The 19435-nt window shown below is 36.8% G+C and carries 17 protein-coding genes; 2 read left to right on the top strand and 15 right to left on the bottom strand.

What is annotated here, in order from left to right:
* Positions 1 to 124: 124 nt before the first annotated feature.
* The 4 genes from NSQ92_RS04925 to NSQ92_RS04910 are packed head-to-tail and all read right to left on the bottom strand — an operon-like array spanning position 125 to position 2905.
* The gene (locus NSQ92_RS04925) at positions 125 to 475 is read right to left on the bottom strand and encodes a YxeA family protein (protein ID WP_341152431.1); all 351 of its coding nucleotides are present in this window, start codon (positions 473 to 475) and stop codon (positions 125 to 127) included.
* Between the two features lie 22 nt (positions 476 to 497).
* Positions 498 to 1229 carry an ABC transporter permease gene (locus NSQ92_RS04920; protein ID WP_047941488.1) on the bottom strand — a complete coding sequence of 244 codons (732 nt, stop codon included), beginning with the start codon at positions 1227 to 1229 and terminating at the stop codon, positions 498 to 500.
* Between the two features lie 12 nt (positions 1230 to 1241).
* Positions 1242 to 1991 (bottom strand): ABC transporter permease, encoded by a 750-nt coding sequence (locus NSQ92_RS04915; RefSeq protein ID WP_061799782.1) that lies wholly within the window; start codon positions 1989 to 1991, stop codon positions 1242 to 1244.
* Positions 1988 to 2905: an ABC transporter ATP-binding protein gene (locus NSQ92_RS04910; protein WP_047941486.1), complete on the bottom strand. Its 918-nt coding sequence runs from the start codon at positions 2903 to 2905 to the stop codon at positions 1988 to 1990. Before NSQ92_RS04910 ends, NSQ92_RS04915 begins: the two co-directional genes overlap by 4 nt.
* A 987-nt stretch (positions 2906 to 3892) precedes the next feature.
* Here NSQ92_RS04910 and NSQ92_RS04905 point away from each other — a divergent pair.
* Positions 3893 to 4282: a tautomerase family protein gene (locus NSQ92_RS04905; protein ID WP_047941485.1), complete on the top strand. Its 390-nt coding sequence runs from the start codon at positions 3893 to 3895 to the stop codon at positions 4280 to 4282.
* 87 nt (positions 4283 to 4369) lie between these two features.
* Here NSQ92_RS04905 and fba read toward each other — a convergent pair whose 3' ends face one another.
* From fba to iolA, 10 genes are all read right to left on the bottom strand, one after another.
* The gene (gene fba / locus NSQ92_RS04900) at positions 4370 to 5239 is read right to left on the bottom strand and encodes a class II fructose-1,6-bisphosphate aldolase (RefSeq protein ID WP_095257817.1); all 870 of its coding nucleotides are present in this window, start codon (positions 5237 to 5239) and stop codon (positions 4370 to 4372) included.
* A 108-nt stretch (positions 5240 to 5347) separates the two neighbouring features.
* A complete protein-coding gene (locus NSQ92_RS04895) occupies positions 5348 to 6196 on the bottom strand; it encodes a sugar phosphate isomerase/epimerase family protein (protein WP_047941478.1) in 849 nt (282 codons plus the stop codon).
* Between the two features lie 17 nt (positions 6197 to 6213).
* Positions 6214 to 7080: a sugar phosphate isomerase/epimerase family protein gene (locus tag NSQ92_RS04890; RefSeq protein ID WP_341152430.1), complete on the bottom strand. Its 867-nt coding sequence runs from the start codon at positions 7078 to 7080 to the stop codon at positions 6214 to 6216.
* Between the two features lie 94 nt (positions 7081 to 7174).
* On the bottom strand, positions 7175 to 8212 hold the full coding sequence (locus NSQ92_RS04885; protein WP_047941476.1) for a Gfo/Idh/MocA family protein: 1038 nt from the start codon (positions 8210 to 8212) through the stop codon (positions 7175 to 7177).
* Between the two features lie 50 nt (positions 8213 to 8262).
* Positions 8263 to 9684 carry a sugar porter family MFS transporter gene (locus NSQ92_RS04880; RefSeq protein ID WP_047941475.1) on the bottom strand — a complete coding sequence of 474 codons (1422 nt, stop codon included), beginning with the start codon at positions 9682 to 9684 and terminating at the stop codon, positions 8263 to 8265.
* A 14-nt stretch (positions 9685 to 9698) separates the two neighbouring features.
* Complete coding sequence (gene iolE, locus NSQ92_RS04875) at positions 9699 to 10595, bottom strand: myo-inosose-2 dehydratase (protein ID WP_061799786.1); 897 nt, start codon at positions 10593 to 10595, stop codon at positions 9699 to 9701.
* Between the two features lie 15 nt (positions 10596 to 10610).
* On the bottom strand, positions 10611 to 12521 hold the full coding sequence (gene iolD / locus NSQ92_RS04870; RefSeq protein ID WP_061799787.1) for a 3D-(3,5/4)-trihydroxycyclohexane-1,2-dione acylhydrolase (decyclizing): 1911 nt from the start codon (positions 12519 to 12521) through the stop codon (positions 10611 to 10613).
* Positions 12522 to 12537: 16 nt separating this feature from the next.
* Positions 12538 to 13527 (bottom strand): 5-dehydro-2-deoxygluconokinase, encoded by a 990-nt coding sequence (gene iolC, locus NSQ92_RS04865; protein WP_061799789.1) that lies wholly within the window; start codon positions 13525 to 13527, stop codon positions 12538 to 12540.
* 20 nt (positions 13528 to 13547) lie between these two features.
* A complete protein-coding gene (iolB, locus tag NSQ92_RS04860) occupies positions 13548 to 14363 on the bottom strand; it encodes a 5-deoxy-glucuronate isomerase (RefSeq protein ID WP_341152429.1) in 816 nt (271 codons plus the stop codon).
* Positions 14364 to 14432: 69 nt separating this feature from the next.
* A complete protein-coding gene (iolA, locus tag NSQ92_RS04855; protein ID WP_047941470.1) occupies positions 14433 to 15893 on the bottom strand; it encodes a methylmalonate-semialdehyde dehydrogenase in 1461 nt (486 codons plus the stop codon).
* A 475-nt stretch (positions 15894 to 16368) separates the two neighbouring features.
* Between iolA and NSQ92_RS04850 the strand changes: the two genes are divergently transcribed.
* Positions 16369 to 17142 (top strand): DeoR/GlpR family DNA-binding transcription regulator, encoded by a 774-nt coding sequence (locus NSQ92_RS04850; RefSeq protein ID WP_047941469.1) that lies wholly within the window; start codon positions 16369 to 16371, stop codon positions 17140 to 17142.
* A 118-nt stretch (positions 17143 to 17260) separates the two neighbouring features.
* Here the strand turns inward: NSQ92_RS04850 and NSQ92_RS04845 are convergent, their stop codons facing one another.
* Positions 17261 to 19342 carry a BglG family transcription antiterminator gene (locus NSQ92_RS04845; RefSeq protein ID WP_061799791.1) on the bottom strand — a complete coding sequence of 694 codons (2082 nt, stop codon included), beginning with the start codon at positions 19340 to 19342 and terminating at the stop codon, positions 17261 to 17263.
* Positions 19343 to 19435: the final 93 nt, after the last annotated feature.

Here is a 19435-nt window from a genome sequence, read left to right as displayed (position 1 = left end):
GTTGAGTAATAAAAAGCTAAGACATGCCTTTCATTTTTACGTTTATAATGATTAAGGTGGTCATTTTTTGTATCGTTATCTCAACTAGATATCTTTGAGAAAGACCTTTTCTTCTTAAATCTTTTTACTTTCGATATCGCTGTTTTACTGCTTCAGGTAGCCCCTCGAAGTCTATCTCTTCCCAATGTGTAACTCCCCGAACCCCCGTGTGATATAGTTGAATATAAGCCCCTTCCCTCAATTGTTTCCCAGCGGAAAACTCAAGTTTTTTTTCTTCTCCTTTTTCGTTAAAGGCAGCTAGTACATAATCGTACCGTTCATTGTCATCTTGAACACCGGAACCGGTTATCATAGTATAGTAGACGGTTTTTCCAGCAGGGTTATCAGGTTTCAACTTTTCTGGATTCATGAAGAACATCCACAAGCAAATCCCAATTATGATGACGAGCCCGAGCATTAGCAATATTTTTTTCATCACAAATTCCTCCTAAGCTCAATCAGGATGATACAATATCTTTATTTTTCAATCGATGAATAAAGATAGACGCAAAAATAACAACAAAAGCCATGTTCATAGCCCAAAATTGAATGTTTTGTAAGCCAGTAAGCTTATCCTGGCTTAACACGCTCATACCAATGGTGAGTAGCGAGAAAGGGAAAAGCAGGCCCAACTTTGCAATATACATGCCCAGACCGATAAAGACTGCAAGAAGGCTAATACCAATAGGTGTAGCAAAGCTCCGAATTCGCAGCGATAAGCATAATTGAAAGGCAATAATAGATAAAGAAGCATACCACCCACGTATTATCCAACCCAAAGTCTCAATAGGGAAAGGTCCGGGTAAAGAGAATAGGATGCCTGCAATTAAATAAAGTCCCATAAACAACGCTTGTGCAAATAAGATTAAAATGCTAACAACAAACAATTTGGCAATAAACACACTTGCAGCCGATACAGGAGAGGTCATTACCATATGCCAATTCCGGTTTAGGTTCTCCAGCCTGCATACATATGCACAACAAATAGCTATCAAGATTGGTAGGAAAAACTCACCATAAAAAAGGCTCACTTGTGTCCATAAGCTATACCATCCATTTTGCAGAACACCTTGGTTAAAATAATAATTTGCACCTCCAGTTAGAAGGCTTAGGATAGGAAGCACAGCAAGTACAAGACCAATCCGGGTATGCCTTAATTTCAACCATTCAGCAGAAATACTTCGTTCCATCTACTTCCCTCCCTAAATTTCCTGCCGGTTTACATGAATATTTCCGGCAATATAGAGTAGAACAGTCATAATCAATGCAGCCACAGCAATTTCGATATCTATAGGTTGCATTATATAAGTGCCAGAAGACTCGGCGTATCGAAAAGTAACTGGACTGATATCCAAATAATAAGACCATATAAAAATATGTCTAAGAGCAGCTGGTATCAATCCAGCGGTCATTCCAATAAAGCCACCCACCATGCCCAAACATAAAGCAAAGGCTTGATTTTTTATAGCAAAGGAAATCCATTGCTGAAGTGCCGTAACAGCGAGTGTTGTCAACAAAGTCCCCATAATAAACTGGCTGAAAAATTCGATAGGTGACCCAGGAAAGTCATTTATCAGTCCAAACACAATCATGAGTACAGTTTGTGCAAAGATGCCAAACAAGAGCAAGCTGTTAGCACATATATACTTCGCTATATAGAGATGATTACGGCTTACATTGGTAGCAACAAGCATTTTCCATGTAGACCCTTTATGCTCCATATCACAAATTCGTGAGACCACAATGGCTGAAATAATAGGCATAAAAAGCCCATTCATAGAGGATACATTAAAAATGACAGATTCCCAGATGGCGTGATTTGGATTACTAGCAATGGATCGACTAATAGACATGAAGGCCCACAGCATTTCTACAATAAGAAATAACAGAATCATCATCCATATTTTTTTGCGGCGAATTTTGAAATATTCCAATCCTAATGTTTTAATCACAAGCTTCGCTCCTTTCCTGTCAACTCTAAGAAAATATCTTCCAGACTTTTTTTCTGTTCCTCGATCCGTGAGACAGGAATGTTATGTTCAACAAGTAATCTATTCATTTCTGCCACCTCCATATCCTCAAGATGACCTAACCATAGCCGACTTCCGGTTATAGCTGGACTGTAACCCTTAGTAATAAGTAATTGTTCCGCTTTGGCATTGTCTCCAGTTTTCAGATAGATTGTAGAACTGCTTTTTTGTCGAAGGCTTGTCATGCTACCTTGGAACAGCATATTCCCTTCACTGATAATACCTACAGTAGTAGCTATCTGATCAATCTCTGAGAGTAGGTGGCTGGAGAGTAACACAGTTATCCCATAGCGTGTAGGGAGGGCTTTAATAAGTTCTCTAATTTCACCAATGCCTGCGGGATCGAGACCGTTCGTCGGCTCGTCAAGAATCAGTAGCTTGGGGAATGAAAGAAGAGCCATTGCGATTCCTAGTCGTTGTTTCATTCCAAGCGAATATTGCTGTGTCTTTTTGTTTTTCTGATTTTCCAGCCGTACAATACGAAGCACCTCATCTACATTTTTATCTGGTACATTTCTCAGGCGCTGCATGACCTTCATATTCTCAAGCCCTGTTAGATGTCCATAGTAGGAGGGTGACTCAATTAACGATCCGGTCCTTTGCAGAATAGATTGACGTTGCTTTTCAAGACTCTCACCAAAAATTTTGATTGTCCCTTCCGACTTCTTGATAAGTCCGAGTAGCATTTTTAGCGTGGTTGTTTTCCCCGCACCATTTGGACCTAAAAAACCATAAATCTCTCCTTCACGAACATAAAGGTCAAGTTTATTTACACTGTTAACAGCCCCATATGTTTTAGTCAGATTTTGCGTTTGTACAATAGTTACCGCACTCATTATCAAATCAGCTCCATTTTAATCATATTTCTTGATATTTCTCCCCTGTTTCAAAAGTAATGAACCAACCTTTCCTCAATCTAAAGAGAACCTTACATCAACCTTAAATCAATTAGTGTTGCATTAATTTTTCTCTAATCGGAGCTAGAATTCTTCCTGTTTACATGCCCATCTTAAAAAAGGGACGATTATCGCGCACTTGCATTTGCATAGGAATTCCTTAACCTTAGGAAAATAAAGAGCAACAAGGCGTGGAAAACAAACATATGCTTTAACATAAATAAAGCCGATTCTTCCTACGCTAAGGAATCATCGTTATATACACAGTGCATTAACTTGTCTATTTTGGTTCTTCCACTTTTATTTTTTAACATAGGAATAGAAAATTGATCTTCCATTTGTATCATTAATCTTGCTAACTAATGTTCATTTTGAAATATCATTAAACATTCAAGATAAGCGCTTTTTAACCTCGTATGATTTCATGTAAAAGATTAATCAATAGTTATTTGTTTTCCTTGTTGACTTAATATCGAACTTTTCCTTTTTATAAAGTTATATCCAATCATAGACATCATCAAGATAAATCCACTTACCTTCCATTCTTTTAGGAATTCTATTTCTTCCTCCAAAATTTTATATAGCTTTTCTTTGGCCGTTTCAATTGGTCCAAGTCCATATATATTGATGTTTTACCTTCTTCCCCTTCTCTATAAGATTTACGAATATACAAATACACCTTTCCTTTAGGTTTCTTAGTTAAGTAACCCACCCTAGGAAAAGTATTAAGAGTTCAACTTTAGTCAAACTAGAAATACCCTATTGAGAGATTTTTTTGGTGGATATTCTAAATATAAATATTTCTTTTCCAGTGCCTTTTTCGGTGACATAATTGATACATTATAGTAAACTATATATAAACTTAATAAAAATATTATCAAATTATACACAACAATTAACCATATAAAGAACAGGAGAGTGAAGCTCATGCCCTTAATCAAACTAGATATGCTGGAAGGCAGAACAGAAAATGAAATAAGACAAATTCTGGATGTGACTCACGATGTGATGGTACGCAATTTTCAAGTTCCTGAACGAGATCGCTATCAAATTGTCTCGCAGCATAAACCGTATGAAATGATTATTCAAGACACTGGTTTAGGATTTGAACGTTCAGAAAAGATGCTTGTTTTTACCATTACAAGCAGAGAAAGAAAACAAGAACATAAACAAAAGTTTTATCAGGAATTAACTGAAGAGTTAGAGGCCAAATGTGGTATCGCTCCAAATGATGTAATGGTTTCATTCATGATTAATGGAGACGATGACTGGAGTTTTGGATTTGGTGAAGCACAATTCCTTACTGGGAAACTATAAAACGAGATTCTACTTTTTGTAGAGTCTCTCTTTAATTTTCCGCATAAAAAAGATACCTCTTTTCAAAGGTACCTTCAACAATTTCCTTTATTCACTAAACACCAATGCCTTTTGACTTGTTCCAAACTCTCTAATTTTATTTCGTACTGTTTCTTTCACTGCTTCCATTCCTGGTGCAAGAATAAATCGTGCATCATACACATCAGGATTTTCTGTTAATACTTGGCGAACTGCTTTCGCCCATGCCTGTAAGCATTCTGTATTTACATTTATCTTTGCATGCCCTAATGCAATTGCTTTTTTTATTTGGTGATCAGGTATACCGGAACCTCCATGAAGCACTAATGGCACACCTGTAAGCCCTGCAATTTGTTTCATTTCTTCGAACCCTAATACTGGCTCTCCCTGATATGGTCCATGAACAGATCCTAATGCTGCAGCCAAGGCATCTATTCCAGCCTCTTTCACTAGACGAGTGCATTCAAATGGATCTGCATATTGAATCCCTCCAATTAATCCGTCTTCCATTCCTCCAACCGTTCCAACTTCTGCTTCTACCGATACTCCTTTTGGCTTTGCGTACTCTACCACTTCTTTTGTCATTAAGATATTTTCTTCGATAGAATAATGTGATCCATCTATCATAACCGAACTAAAGCCTGCATCTATCGCTTGTTTACATCTATCAACACTCATTCCATGGTCGAGATGTAGTGCGACCGGTACGGAAATTTTCAGTTCTTTTATAAGCTCCTTAACTCCAGCTGCTATGGTTTTAAATCCACCTAAATAATCGACTAAACGATCAGATGCCGCTACGATGACCGGCGACTTTTCTTCTTCGGCAGCCTGGAGAATCGCTTGAACCCATTGGAAATTATTCATATTATATTGACCAACTGCATATTTTTCCCGCTTTGCTTTTTGGAGCATATCATGCATGGAAACTATTGACATAAAAGCCGCCTCCTTTTTTTCTGTATATTCTGAATATTAATCGATGAAAGAATCCTTTAGAGAGGTGAGTTATCTTTCAAACTCTTCCTCTCTATTACTATCAAAGCCTTACTTCACTTCTTCTGTTAAGAAATAGGGCGCCAGCACTTTAAGCGTTTTTTCTTTAGCTGTTTTCACTACTTCTTCTGCCTCAAGTTGATAATACTCTGGTCTAAACACTTCTATAGACGCGTGATCAGAAAACCCTTTTTCCTTTATAATTTTCAAAATGCTCTTTAAATCGATTACGCCATCTCCGGGAAAAACTCGATCTTCATCCAGCATGATTCCCGGAATATAGTCTTCTACATCGTTAATATGAAATAAAAAGACTTTAGAAAAATCAGTATTTCTTAAATCTTCTAAGGTAGAATTCATTGCATAATACTGATATGTATCGAAAACGATGCCGACATTTTCACGATCAACTGCAGCTACAATCTCATTCGCAAAGCTCAACGTATTAACGGTAGCATGTGGATGACCAATAAATTCGAGCGCTAGTTTTACCCCATATGGTTTAGCTAAATCAGATAGTTCCGTTAAAACTTCGACACAGCTTTGCTTAATGACCGGCCGCAGAATCTTCTTTTCTGATACTAAGGGAACGACTACCATTCGATCGACATTTAATATTTTCGCATATTCAAGCATTTCTTTATATTCTTCAAGCAGTGCTTTGTAGTCTTCATCAGTGCGGTTATTAAAGTAAACGAGTGCATTCAACGATAATGGCTTTAAGTGATGTGTTTGAAAGAACTCCACTAATTCCTCAATCGAATGTGTCTCTAAATACTCCTTTAACTTATCAATCGAGCGGATTTCGATATAATCATACCCATATTTTTCAAGCAGTTGCAGATCTTGCTCTAATGTGGAATTTTCTAATGTTGTCCCTTGGTTCATTGCTAACTTCATCAGCAATTCCTCCTATTCTATTCAATATTTAATCCTTCCTTAATAGACTTTAAAGTTACTTCATTTGACCAGTCTGGTTTGTCCGGATAGGCAAATACAGAGTTGGTTACAATTCCGTCAAATTTAAATTCCCTTAACTTACGGTAAAGCGTATCAAAATCAATTTCCCCTTCACCAGGGTTTAAATGTTGATGGATAGTAACATTTGCATTTGGTGGATTTACGATATAACGAAGCCCGAATGCAGCTTTATGGTTCATCGTATCTGCGATTAATACATGTGCAAGTAAATCTTTTGCTTCATCCAATTGTTGAGCGATATCCCCTTTTCCATCATCATAGAAGAAGGCATGGGCTACAGAGTAGACTAACTTAATCCAATCCTTATCTAACGCACGAATCATCCGCACCGCTTCTGTATTAAGCTCGATAAAATCATTAGGGTGAGATTGTAAATTTAGTTTGATTCCTTCTTTTTCAAAAATAGGTATTAACTCATCCATTGAACGAATAAAAGCTGCTTCGCTTTCTGTTGGACGACTCTTATCACCAGCAAACTCGCTGTTCATTAAATCCACCCCTAATTCAGAGGTAATCTCAATACAGCGTTTCCAGTTACGAACAGCTGATTGCCGTTCTAATTCATTTGGCGAAGACCATTGTTGTACAGGTAATACAGAAGAAATTTTCACTCCTGCATCCGAACAGTATCGCTTCAAGTTTTTGATTAGTTGTTTATCTACCTTTGGATATTCATAAAACCAAATAAAGTCTTTACGAGGCGAAAGTTCTACATATTCGTACCCTAGTCTTGCGACATGATCAATTGTTTCTTTTAAGCCGGTATTATCTCTATAATGAGATGGATCATAAGCTAAACGCATGTTCATTCCTCTTTTCTTTATGTACTTTTTAGATAGTAGACCGCTATTTTTCCAAAATAGATAGCGATCTACTAAAATAATAAGTTTCTAGCTATTAAACATTTGTCGGCTGCACATTATCTTTATAAAAGCTTGGTTGTTCTTGCAATACTATTTCTTCTTTCACTCCCGAATTCTGTGCTTTAATACATGCATCTGCGGTAACTTGAGCAATATAGCCATCCCATGCTGTTGGACCATTGGGCTCACCAGTTTCTTTGATTGAATCCATAAAATGCTGTAATTCCACATCGTAGGCATCTACAAAACGTTTCTTCCAATCCATCAAAATTTGCGATCCTAATGTAGCATTTTTGCGGAACGGAACCGTTGCAACCTCTGGTAATTTTACAATCCCTTCTTCTCCAACTACTTCACATTGAATATCATAGCCATATTTGCAGTTAACAGAGATTTCCGCATTTATAACAATACCTGATTTAGTTTCTAAAATTACTACTTGAGGATCTCTTAAATTCTCATGGGCATACCGATTCCTTTTCGGAAACAATACTTGCACCGACTTATAATCATCATTTACGAGCCAATGCAGAACATCAATTTCGTGAATTAATGTATCACTTATTGCCATATCCGTAGAATAAGTTGTGCCTACTTCTGGATTGCGATGTGCGCAATGAATCATTAATGGATCTCCGATAAAATTAGCATCAAGTAGTTCTTTTAATTGAACATATCCACTATCATATCTGCGCATAAATCCAACTTGCACCAAACGCTTTCCATGCTTCATTTCTGCTTCTACAATACGCATACATCCCTCAGCAGTTGTCGCAAGCGGCTTCTCACAGAAGACATATTTTCCTGCTTCGATAGCAGCCAAAACACTTTCTTCATGTGCAGGTCCCCAGCTTGTTACAAAAACAGCATCTACATTTCCATCTGCAATTAACGATTTATCATCTGGAAATATCCCTGCATTTAAATTAAATTGTTCCACTGTTGTTCTAGCAGATTCTTGATTCACATCCGTTACGGCAACAATCTCTCCGCCTGCTAGCTTTTTTGTAATTCTATTAATATGTTCTCTGCCAATGGCACCAGTTCCAATTACACCAATTTTTAATGTCATATTATTTATACTCCTTCCAATTTAAGGTATAAGTGATCAGTGATAAAATACTATTTGGCGATTTTCATCATTTCCTTATCCTGATTTCGGAAATATTCTTCTAGCTCTTCTAAAGATCGACCTCTTGTCTCTGGCAGATATTTCTTAACAAATGCTATGGCAAACACTCCTAATACAACAAAAACAAAGAATGTAGTAGATAATCCGATATTAGCCATAAGAATAGGGAAAGAAAATCCGATTAGGAAATTAGTAATCCATAAACAAAATACGGTTACTCCCATTCCAAGTCCGCGGACCCTTTGCGGAAAAATTTCAGACAGCATGAGCCATGTTACTGGAGAAATAGCCCCTTGCTGGAATGCTAGAAATGTTACGGTTAAAGACAGCACTACATACGGCAAGGATGGCTGGCCTTCTAGGACTAAAGAAAAGATGCCGATTAACAGCAAGGAAAGTGTTGTACCAATTTGCCCTGTTAATAACATCGGTCGTCTCCCCACTTTACCCAAAAGCCATATTCCCACAAACGTGGCAAGAACAGAAATGACTCCATTTGCGATATTCCCTATTAATGCTGCTTCCGTTCCAAAACCAGCGTCTCTCAAAATTTCCGTTCCATAATACATAATCGAGTTAACACCTGTAATTTGTTGAACAATCGCGATTCCTAACCCAATAAAAACAATTCTTCTTATCCAAGGAGTCGTAAGGTCTTTATATGTAGCCTTCTCCGTATTCTCTTCTTTCGAGATAGCGTTTTCAATTTCCTGCAGTTCTAATCTTGCTTGCTTTTTATCTCTTACCTTCTCTAATATTTGTAACGCTTCCTCTTTACGCCCTTTTGAAGCTAACCAGCGTGGACTTTCAGGTACTCTCAGCATTCCAAAGAATAAGAACACTGCCGGAATTGCAGCAATTACCAGCATATATCTCCACACATGTGTGGCATCACCAAACATATTTCCTATAATGGCGTTAATAGTAAATGCAAGTAATTGACCTGTTACAATCATCAATTCGTTTTGCGTGACCATTCGCCCTCTTCGTTCAGCAGGAGACATTTCCGCTAGGAAAGTTGGTACTGTAACAGAAGCTCCTCCCACTGCCAAACCTAGTAAGAAGCGAAATATAACCATGAGCAAAACATTTGGGGCTAATGTACAGCCAAGCGTTGCGACAAAAAATATTAATGCTAAGTTTAAAATGCTCTTTCTACGTCCATATAAATCTGCCAATCTACCAACAAATACTGCTCCAAAAGCAGCTCCGAATAATAAGGAACTCGTAACGAGCCCTTCTGTTACAGGTGTTAAATGAAGCTGCGTTTCATCAGACATAAATGGCAGCGCACCATTTATTACCCCTGTATCATATCCAAAAAGCAATCCACCAAATGTCGAGATTAGCGTAATCAACATTAAGGATTTCCTGTGAGAGCTGCCACCTCTACTCCCTTGTTCTGTCCCCATTCTCTTAATCCCCTTTATATATGATTTTTTTCAAATAATGTTTCATCAATATATTTTCTAGCAATAAGAGCGTATTCTAAAGGGTGTGCAATGGCTGGATCTTGCTCTGCCTCAATGACTATCCAGCCATTATAATTTGTCTTGAGCAAATAGTTATATACTTCCTTAAAATCAATACATCCATCCCCCGGGACTGTAAACATCCCTTTTAGAAAGGCTTGTAAAAAGGATAGATTATTTCTCTTGCATTCTTCTAAGGAAATTAGCCGTACATCTTTAAAATGTACATGTTTAATTCGATTTCGATGTTTCCTTAATAGAGTCATATAATCATTATCAGATACAAAAATATGTCCTGTATCATACAATAGATGAACATATGATGGATCTGTCATCGCCATTAACCGATCAATTTCTGCTAATGTTTGTACTCCTGTGCCCATATGATGGTGATAAACGAGATGAAGATCATAATCACTTGCAATTCTGCCAAGTTCATTTAATCCTTGTGTGAATACCTCCCACTCTGCGTCCGTAAAAAAGGGCTTCTCTCCAAATACATTTTTTTCTGTTCCTTGAATACTGTTAGTCTGTTCCGAAACAACTGCGACAGAGGCATTCACCTCCTTTAAATAAGCACAATGCTCATGAAACTGTTTGGATACTGTTTGGATTCCATCACGTATCAGAAAGCTACTAAACCATTTACCAGCAATTCTTAAATTTCGTAGAGCCAGCTCTTTTTTCAATATCTTTGTATCAGGAAAAAATCCTCCAGCCTCTGTTCCCTGAAAACCTGCAACAACAATATCGCTTAACAAATGTGATAGAGTATTCTCAGCCCCAATTTCGGGTAAATCGTCATTACGCCAGCCGATTGGAGCAATCCCCCATAAAATCTCTTCTCTCATTTTCCTTTTCCCCTTTTAATATTGTTTAGCTTGCTGCAATTTCTTTTGTCTTTGCTCATTTGCCTTTCTTACTGTTTCTCTTTCAGAAACTTCTGCCACCCCAACATTCCACCAGCTTTCATATCCATCTGTCATTGTTTTTGGCAGCACTTTCATTTCAATCAAGGTCGAAACATTTTGTTGCTTGGAATCTTCTAAAGCCGCCTTTAATTCCTCTACGGTATTAGCTTTATAAGCTTTAGCTCCATATCCTTCTGCAACCTTGGCATAATCAATGTTCATGATATTTTGACTATGATCTCTCAGCTCACAGAAGAAGCTGCCATTTCCGTTGTCCATCTGAAGGTTATTAATACAGCCATAACCAGCATTATCAAACAGTAAAATATTTATTTTTTTCCCATACTGTAAGCTTGTGACTAACTCCGTATGAAGCATTAAGAAGCTGCCATCACCGACAATGGAGTAAACCTCCTTATTCGGTTCTGCCAATTTAATTCCTAAGGCACCGGCAATTTCATATCCCATGCATGAATAACCATACTCAAGATGATAGGTATTTGGAACAGAGGAATGCCATAATCTTTGCAAATCTCCTGGTAAAGAACCGGCAGAACAAATAATGGTACTATCTGGAGAAATCGTCTCATTAATAGCAAGCAAAGCCGTTGTTTGCGCTAATTCGGTTTGCAAAGCATCTGCGTATTCATTTAATATTTCTTGGGAAAAATGCCCCTTAATTTCTGGATCAAAATTTTTCCGAGTAAATGTTACTTGTGCCAGGCGATCTCTTTCTTGAAGCCATTCTTCTTTTAAAATACGGATATCATTGCCATAAGATGTTTGATATCCCTCTAATAGCGGCACTAGCTCTTCTAAGGCTGTTTTCGCATCTGCCACAACTTGAAAAGCATCAAATTTATATGCTTGCATACGACTAATATTTATATTCAAAAATTTCGTCTTAGCAAAATTAAACGCTGTTTTCGACGATGTAGCGAAATCCGTGTATCTAGTACCAATCCCAATAATAAGGTCTGCGTCATAAGCTGCTTTATTTGCTGCCAGCGTTCCCGTAATCCCCATTCCACCCAAATTATTAGCAAAGTCGCTTTCTACGGTTGATTTACCAGCCTGTGTTTCTACTAATGGGATTTGATGGGTTTCTGATAATTTAATAAGAACTCCTCTTGCTTCTGAGTATTTCGCTCCTCCCCCGACAAGAATTAATGGTCTTTTACTCTCTTTAATAAGATCAGCAGCACTCTTTAGCTCTCTCTCAGATGCTTTCTTTCTATCTAAATAGTGAACTCTTTTTTCAAAAAATTTCACATCATAGTCGTAAGCTTCTCCTTCCACATCTTGTGAAATGCATATCGTTGCTGGACCAGCTGTTTCTGGATTGGTCATTACTTCGAAAGCACGTATTAGACTAGACATTAATTGCTCTGGTCTTGTCACACGGTCCCAAAAACGTGACACAGACATAAACGCATCATTTGTGGTTACTGCAAGACTGTGATTATGTTCCAATTGCTGCAGCACCGGATCTGGCTGTCTCGTTGCAAAGGTATCAGCTGGAAGAAGCAATACAGGAATATTATTAGCAAATGCTGTGGCCGCAGCTGTCACCACATTTGCAGATCCTGGTCCTGATGAAGTAGTTACCGCATAAATTTTCTGGCGAAGCATCTGCTTACTATATGCAATAGCTGCATGTGCCATCCCTTGTTCGTTTTTCCCTTGATAGATTTTCAAATGACCTGGATTTTGTTCCAACGCTTCTCCAATTCCCAGAACATTTCCATGTCCAAAAATATTAAAGACTCCTTCCACAAAAGGAAATTCCTTTCCATCTACATGAAGGTACTGTTGGTTTAAAAATTTCACTAATGCTTGCCCTGCTGTTAAGCGAATTGTTTCCATTGTTATCCTCCCCTCTTTAAACTTCCACTTTTTCGTTCTTCTTAATTAAGGCTTCAATCTCCTCTACTGTTGGCATTGCTTCAGAAGAACTATGTTTGCTTACTACGATTGAAGCAGAGGCACTTCCATATTTAAGGGCTGTTTCGATATCTTTTCCAGAAATCAATGCATAAAGGAAAGCTGATGCATAAGAATCTCCTGCACCAAATGTTTTAAGCACCTTTGTTTTATAGGCTTGAGCTCGATAAAGCTCCCCTGACTTCGTATAAGCATAAGAGCCCTTTACACCATGTTTTATAACGACTAAATCTGCTTGGTGACTAAATAAATATCGAATTGTTTCTTCATTTTTGCCGTCTTTCGTATTCTCCATTACATCAAATTCATCTCTTGTTCCGATTACAATATCTGCCTGTTCAGCAATTAAAGAATAGTAAACAGCTGTTTCTTCAAGAGATTGCCATGTATAAGGACGATAATCCAATTCAAATACAACTTTGACATTATCTTTTCTTGCTGCATTTACCGCTTTAATGACGGCTTCTCTGGAGGGACTTTTCGCTAAAGCTGTTCCGGAGACAAGCAAGACCTTAGCCTTTTTAATATATTCATCATTGACTTCAGAAGGCGTTAAATATAAATCAGCGACATCCTCTCTATACATTAAAATACTGCATTCTTCAGGACTTAAAATTTCCGTAAAGGCAAGACCTGTTTTATGTCCCTCTTTATCAAACACCATATTAGAACCATCAATTCCAACACCTTGCATATATCTTTTTATAAATCTGCCATGCTGATCATCAGATAGCTTTCCGATAAATCCAGCTTTCAGCCCTAATTTACTAGCACCGATAGCGATATTAGCTGGAGACCCTCCTACATATTTAGAAAAAGTCATCGTATCTTCCATCGGACGATTATACTCTACTGCATTTAGATCAATACATGCTCTGCCAATTGCGATGATATCGAATTCTTTCTTATCGTTAAATGTGTAACCCATTTCAGGCACCCCTTTTCTATTTAGCGATGAATGATCCATTCATGATCTTTATCATTATTAAACTTCCAAATTCTCTTTGGTCCCGCCATCACATTTAGATAATATGATGCATAGCCGTCTGGCACTCCCACGGGATGATAGCCTTTCGGAACGATGACAACATCTCCATTCTCTACGGCCATTGTCTCATCTAAAGAGCGATCATCTGTATACACGCGTTGAAAAACAAATCCCTGTCTTGGATCGATTTCATGATAATAGGTTTCTTCTAAAAAAGATTCCTCTGGTAAGTTATCCACATCATGCTTATGGGGAGGGTAACTTGACCAATTGGCTGTTTCTGTAAATACCTCGACAACTAATAAACTATTCGCTGTGGGATCAGAGTCTGGCAAGATATTATGTACAAGGCGCTTATTGTTATATTTACCACGCTCCTCTACACCTATTTCTTCTGCTTTCAGTAATCTAGTTGGTAGTGGTTTAGATGAGGGGGAATAGCAAAGCGCAATTACCGCCTTTTTCTCTGCTGTAATTTCATAGGTTTTGTCATTTGATACGTACACACTGTCTGTGGGAATTCGTTCAAAGACATTTTCTCTTGTACCAATATTTTCAAAAATAGACGTACCATCCGTGACTGTTACTTTCCCAGTAACAACGACGATACAGCATTCTTTGTCTTGAAGCGTCTCCGTATATTTTGCACCAGGCGTAAAATCTAGCAATCTAAATTCGACATATTCTAAAGGGGCATTTTCCTTTAGAACCTCATGAATAGTTTTCACGCCATTTCTTTCTTCTTTTTGCTGATATTTACGAAGTAACTTACTCACTTCTATTAACCTCCTATTATTTTATTTTCTGTACAGGGCACTCGTATCCCCTGTACAGATTTCTTACAATTATTCAAAAGAAGGTTTTGCATATCTTGCTGTTACTACTTTTTTACGCGTATAAAAATCTACTGAGTCTTTCCCATTTGCATGTAATGTTCCATAGAATGAAGACTTCCAGCCTGAGAATGGGAAAAATGCCATTGGAGCTGGTACTCCAAGGTTAATGCCAAGCATACCCGCATCGATATTTTCTCTAAAATAACGAATCGCCGATGCATTAGATGTAAACAAGCATGCACCATTGGCAAATTCAGATTGATTTGCAATTTCAATCGCTTCCTGCAAATTTTTCACACGGATAACGGATAGAACAGGCGCAAAGATTTCATCCTTCCAAATGGTCATTTCGGTTGTTACCTGATCAAAAATAGTTGGTCCAACAAAAAATCCATCCTCTGGCGCCGTCTCTCTTCCGTCACATACAAGATTAGCTCCTTCTTCAATTCCTTTTTCAATATAGCTAAGTGTGCGCTGTTTATTCTCTTCTCTAATAACAGGACCTAAGAACACGCCATCTTCTAAACCGTTTCCGATTTTAATATTTTTTGTTCTCTCTTTTAAAGCTTCCATAAACTGATCCGCAATTCCTTCTTCCACCGTTACTACGGCACATGCCATACAACGTTCCCCAGCTGAACCGAATGCAGCTGATACAACATTTGTAATCGTTTCTTCTAAATTCGCATCATTTAATACAATGGTATGATTTTTCGCTCCTGTCAGCGCCTGTACTCGTTTTAAATTTTCGCTTCCTTTTTTGTATACATACTCCCCAACAGGCTTAGAGCCTACAAACGAAATCGCTTTAATTTCTGGATGCTCTAAAATTCCGTTTACCACATCATGGGCACCATACACAACATTAAATACACCCTTTGGCAGCCCTGCTTCTGTAAACAATTCTACTAATCTTTTCGTTAGTAATGGTGTCCGTTCAGAAGGTTTTAAAATAAATGTGTTTCCTACAGCAATCGCCATTGGAAACATCCAGCAAGGTACCATCATTGGGAAATTAAATGGTGCAATCCCGCCAACTACTCCAATTGGATAACGATAATTAGTAGCCTCAACATCTGTTGCAATCGATGAAAGAGAATCTCCCATCATTAATGAAGGTGCACCTGCCGCAAATTCTACATTTTCAATCCCACGTTGAACTTCACCAAGTGCTTCTGTTAAGTTTTTACCATTCTCGATTGTAATTAACTGAGCTAATTCTTCTTTATGTTGAGCTAATAGTTGTTGATAGTTGAATAGAATTCTAGCCCGACGAGGAACAGCGATATTCTTCCACTTTTCAAACGCAACTTTCGCTGCTTCTGCTGCATAATTAATATCTTCCTTTGTAGAAATTGGCACTTGTGCGATTATTTCTTTAGTAGCTGGATTATATACATCTTCATATGTAGTCGTTTTACTTTCTACCCATTCTCCATTTATATAATTTTTTAGTTTTTCAACAGCCATTTCCCTTTCCCTCCTACGATCTACTTTCACATTTCCTGTTTCTTATCCCAAAACATAACCAAAATATCTTACCTTTTCCCAGCCAAAACACTCAATTATTTGTTTATTCATTTCCCTTGTACTTACCGAGTGTATTTCCAATGATGTTATTATCATCTTTTGGTTAAGTTTTGATAACTTATGATTACATCATAATATGTATAACGCTTACAGTCAATCATTTCAAACGATATTTTTTATTTTTTTGGAAAACTTAAACAGTGAATATAGGAATATACTTAAAATCCCCCCAATAAAATAATCATTATATTTAATTTAATGATGAACTTTTGATTATTTTTTGGTATAATCGATATGTATCCAGTAATCTTTCAAAAATAGAACAGATATTGTTTATAATCTCCTAAAATAGATAACATAAGAAATAGTATCGAGTACATGGACTAAAAAATTACCTAAACAGAGGATGAATCATATGTTAAAAACAAAAAGAATTAAACAAATACAAGATTATGTATTTGAACATCAAACAGTATCTTTAGATGAATTAGTCACAGTCTTTAAAGTATCGAAGAATACGATTAGGAGAGACGTACAAGAATTAGTGGATCGAGGCGAATTAAAAAAAGTATACGGAGGAGTTGCGGTTAATAACAGTACATTAGTTTCTTTTACGGAAAGACAAGTTCAAAATAAAAACGAAAAAGAATTAATCGGAAAATCCGCAGCTAGTTTTGTAGAGAATGGAGATATTATTTTTATCGATAGCGGAACTACCACACTTGAAATGATGGAATATGTTAAACAAAAACAATTAACGATCATTACCAATAATTTGGATTTTATTATTCGTGCTTTACCTTATGAGAATTTAAATATCATTACATTAGGGGGGCTCCTGCAAAGAAATACCAAATCTTTTGCAAGTGTGAAAAGTACAGATATTATTAAAGAATATAATATCAATAAAGCATTCATGGCATCTACAGGTATTTCTATTTCTAATGGAGTAACAAACTCTTCCCCACTAGAAAGCGAAATCAAAAAAAACGTTGTTGATAGAAGTTCAAAAATCTTCTTGCTCACAGACCATAAGAAATTTGAAAAATACGCCCTTATGACTTATTGCCGATTAGAAGATGTAGATTATATCGTAACCGATCAAGCACCAAACAGCGAATACAAGGAATTCGCCCAAGAAAACAACATCGAAATCGTTGTAGCCAGCCAAGAGCACATCACCCAATAAGGTAATCCGGTGGACCGTTCTACTGTGTACCTATGTTCCATTCAGAAATTCAATAAGGCAGGGCACCTTCTCTTCATTGGTGCCTTGCCTTCCTTGTTTTATTAGCACTCATCCCTTATTATGGCACTAGTTTTAAATTGGTTTCTTCCTGACAGCATATATAATCAAAAACCTCTTCGGAAGTATTACTTGTTTTTAAGATATGATAAAATTCCTCTTTTTCCAGCAATTGTACTAACTGTGAAAGTGCATTCAAATGAAATTCCTGATTAATGGCTGCCAAACAGAAGACAAATTGAACCGGTTTATTTGTATGTTTATCAAAGTACACTGGCTCATTCAATACAGCTATACTTATGGATAATTGATTTACGCCATCTGCTGGTCTTGCATGGGGAAGCGCTACATTTGGCATGATGACCATATAAGGACCATCTTTCCTAGCATTTTCGATCATTTTCTGAATATAATTTTCTGTTATTCTTCTTTCTTGTAATAATGGTAAGGCAGATAAGGAAATGGCATCTTGCCAATTCTTTGCCAATACACGTAATTGAATAAGATTTGGGGAGATAATTTCACTTAAATTTGGTCCCTGCTCTTTTTTTAGCTCTACTTTCTCATTTACTGCAAAGTACTCGTATAATTCTCGCTTCATTTGCTCTTTTTCTTTCACTACAGCATACTTTTCCACAATTTGCGTAATTAATTCTACACTGGGCAATTTGAAAAAGGAATTCCCCAGCTCTGTATAAACATCTCTTATTAAACGATACTTTTCTGATATGTCCATAACAGGACTTACAATAAAAACAGGTTTTTTCGTATAAAACAAGCGAATATCTGGTACAGTAGAAAATAACAAATCATAATCAACGTCTATTTTATCCAGCTGTTGTGTTTCGATAGGAGCTAAAAAAGTGAACTCGGGAAAAATAGACTTTAAAACGGTATGCGTAATAGAGGAACTCCCAACTCCATTTGGACAAACAATCACACCTACTTTTTTATTTACCTTTCCCTCTTTTTCATTCCTGGATAAGGATGCAAAATGAATCGTCAAATAGGCTACTTCTTCTGCGGGAATAGGATGTTTAAATAGCACGCTAAGCGGCTTCATCGTTTCATTCACTATAGTAAATAGATGATTGTATTCCTCTATAATCTTCTCATACAATGGATTAACGATCGGCAAATGAAAAAGCAATCTATAATAGGCAGATCGGAAATGCCGGAAAATTTGCTTAGATACTTCTCTTGGATGTTCAAAGCGAATGCCGGAAAAAGATTCAAAACGCATGCGGATATGTTCAACCAAGTCCATAATAAGTGGAAAATCTTCGCGATATTCATCGGCCTCCCCTAATGTTAGACCTAGTACCCAGGCTGTTAAGTAGCAAATATTATCTTCCTTCTGCAAATGATAAAATGATAATAGCTCTTCTGCAAACTGATATTCTTTTGTAGATTTAACCGATTTCCATTCATGGATGAAGTTAACAGATTCCTTCGTTTTTAATCTTGTCTTTAAAAATAAAAAGGAATAAATAAATTCTGTTAACCTGTTCTCGATAAAATGAATCTTATGTTTATTCGAATAAAATAATACAATTTGCTTCATTTGCTCGTAGCTTTCAAGATGATTTTCTCGTAAAAAATAGCCAAATAATTTGGTGTTTTTATTTGTATTTAATTCTTTTACTATTAACTTTAATCCTAAATAGCGTATCTCGCTCTCGGTTCCTACCAAATGATATCCCTGTTTCCGATTGTACTCCAAAGAAATTCCCCTATGCTGTAATTTTGCAGCTAAAGCTTTTAAATCTCCCATTATTGTTGTTTTGCCAACCTTTAAAGCATCAATGAAATGGTTTATCGACAGATACTCTATGTTTATGAAAAGATAAAGAAACATATATTGTATCCGTTCCTCACTACTTAACACATACTCATCAACTGGAATAGTATTTGATACCTCATTTATTAATAATTCCCTCGTTTCATAGTCAACAGAAATTTGGTTGTAGCTATTTATTTCGATTGGTTTTTTATGATGGGATGCTAACCAGCTATTTATTTTCTCTAGGCTATAATCAATTTGTCTTTGCGTTAATTTCGTTTGTTCTTGTAAGTTTTGCTTTTCTATAAATGGGCGTTCCATAATTTTTTGGATAATGAGGTATGATCGTTCATCTAGCAAATGACTTCACTCCATTTATTGATACATTTAATAATAGAAGAAAAATAGACTAATGATTGCTGCCTTATTTCTCATTAACTATTTCTCTTGCTT

This window comes from Niallia sp. FSL M8-0099, from assembly GCF_038006945.1.
GTDB classification, from domain to species: domain Bacteria; phylum Bacillota; class Bacilli; order Bacillales; family Cytobacillaceae; genus Niallia; species Niallia circulans.
This window is presented reverse-complemented; position numbering and strand designations above follow the sequence as displayed.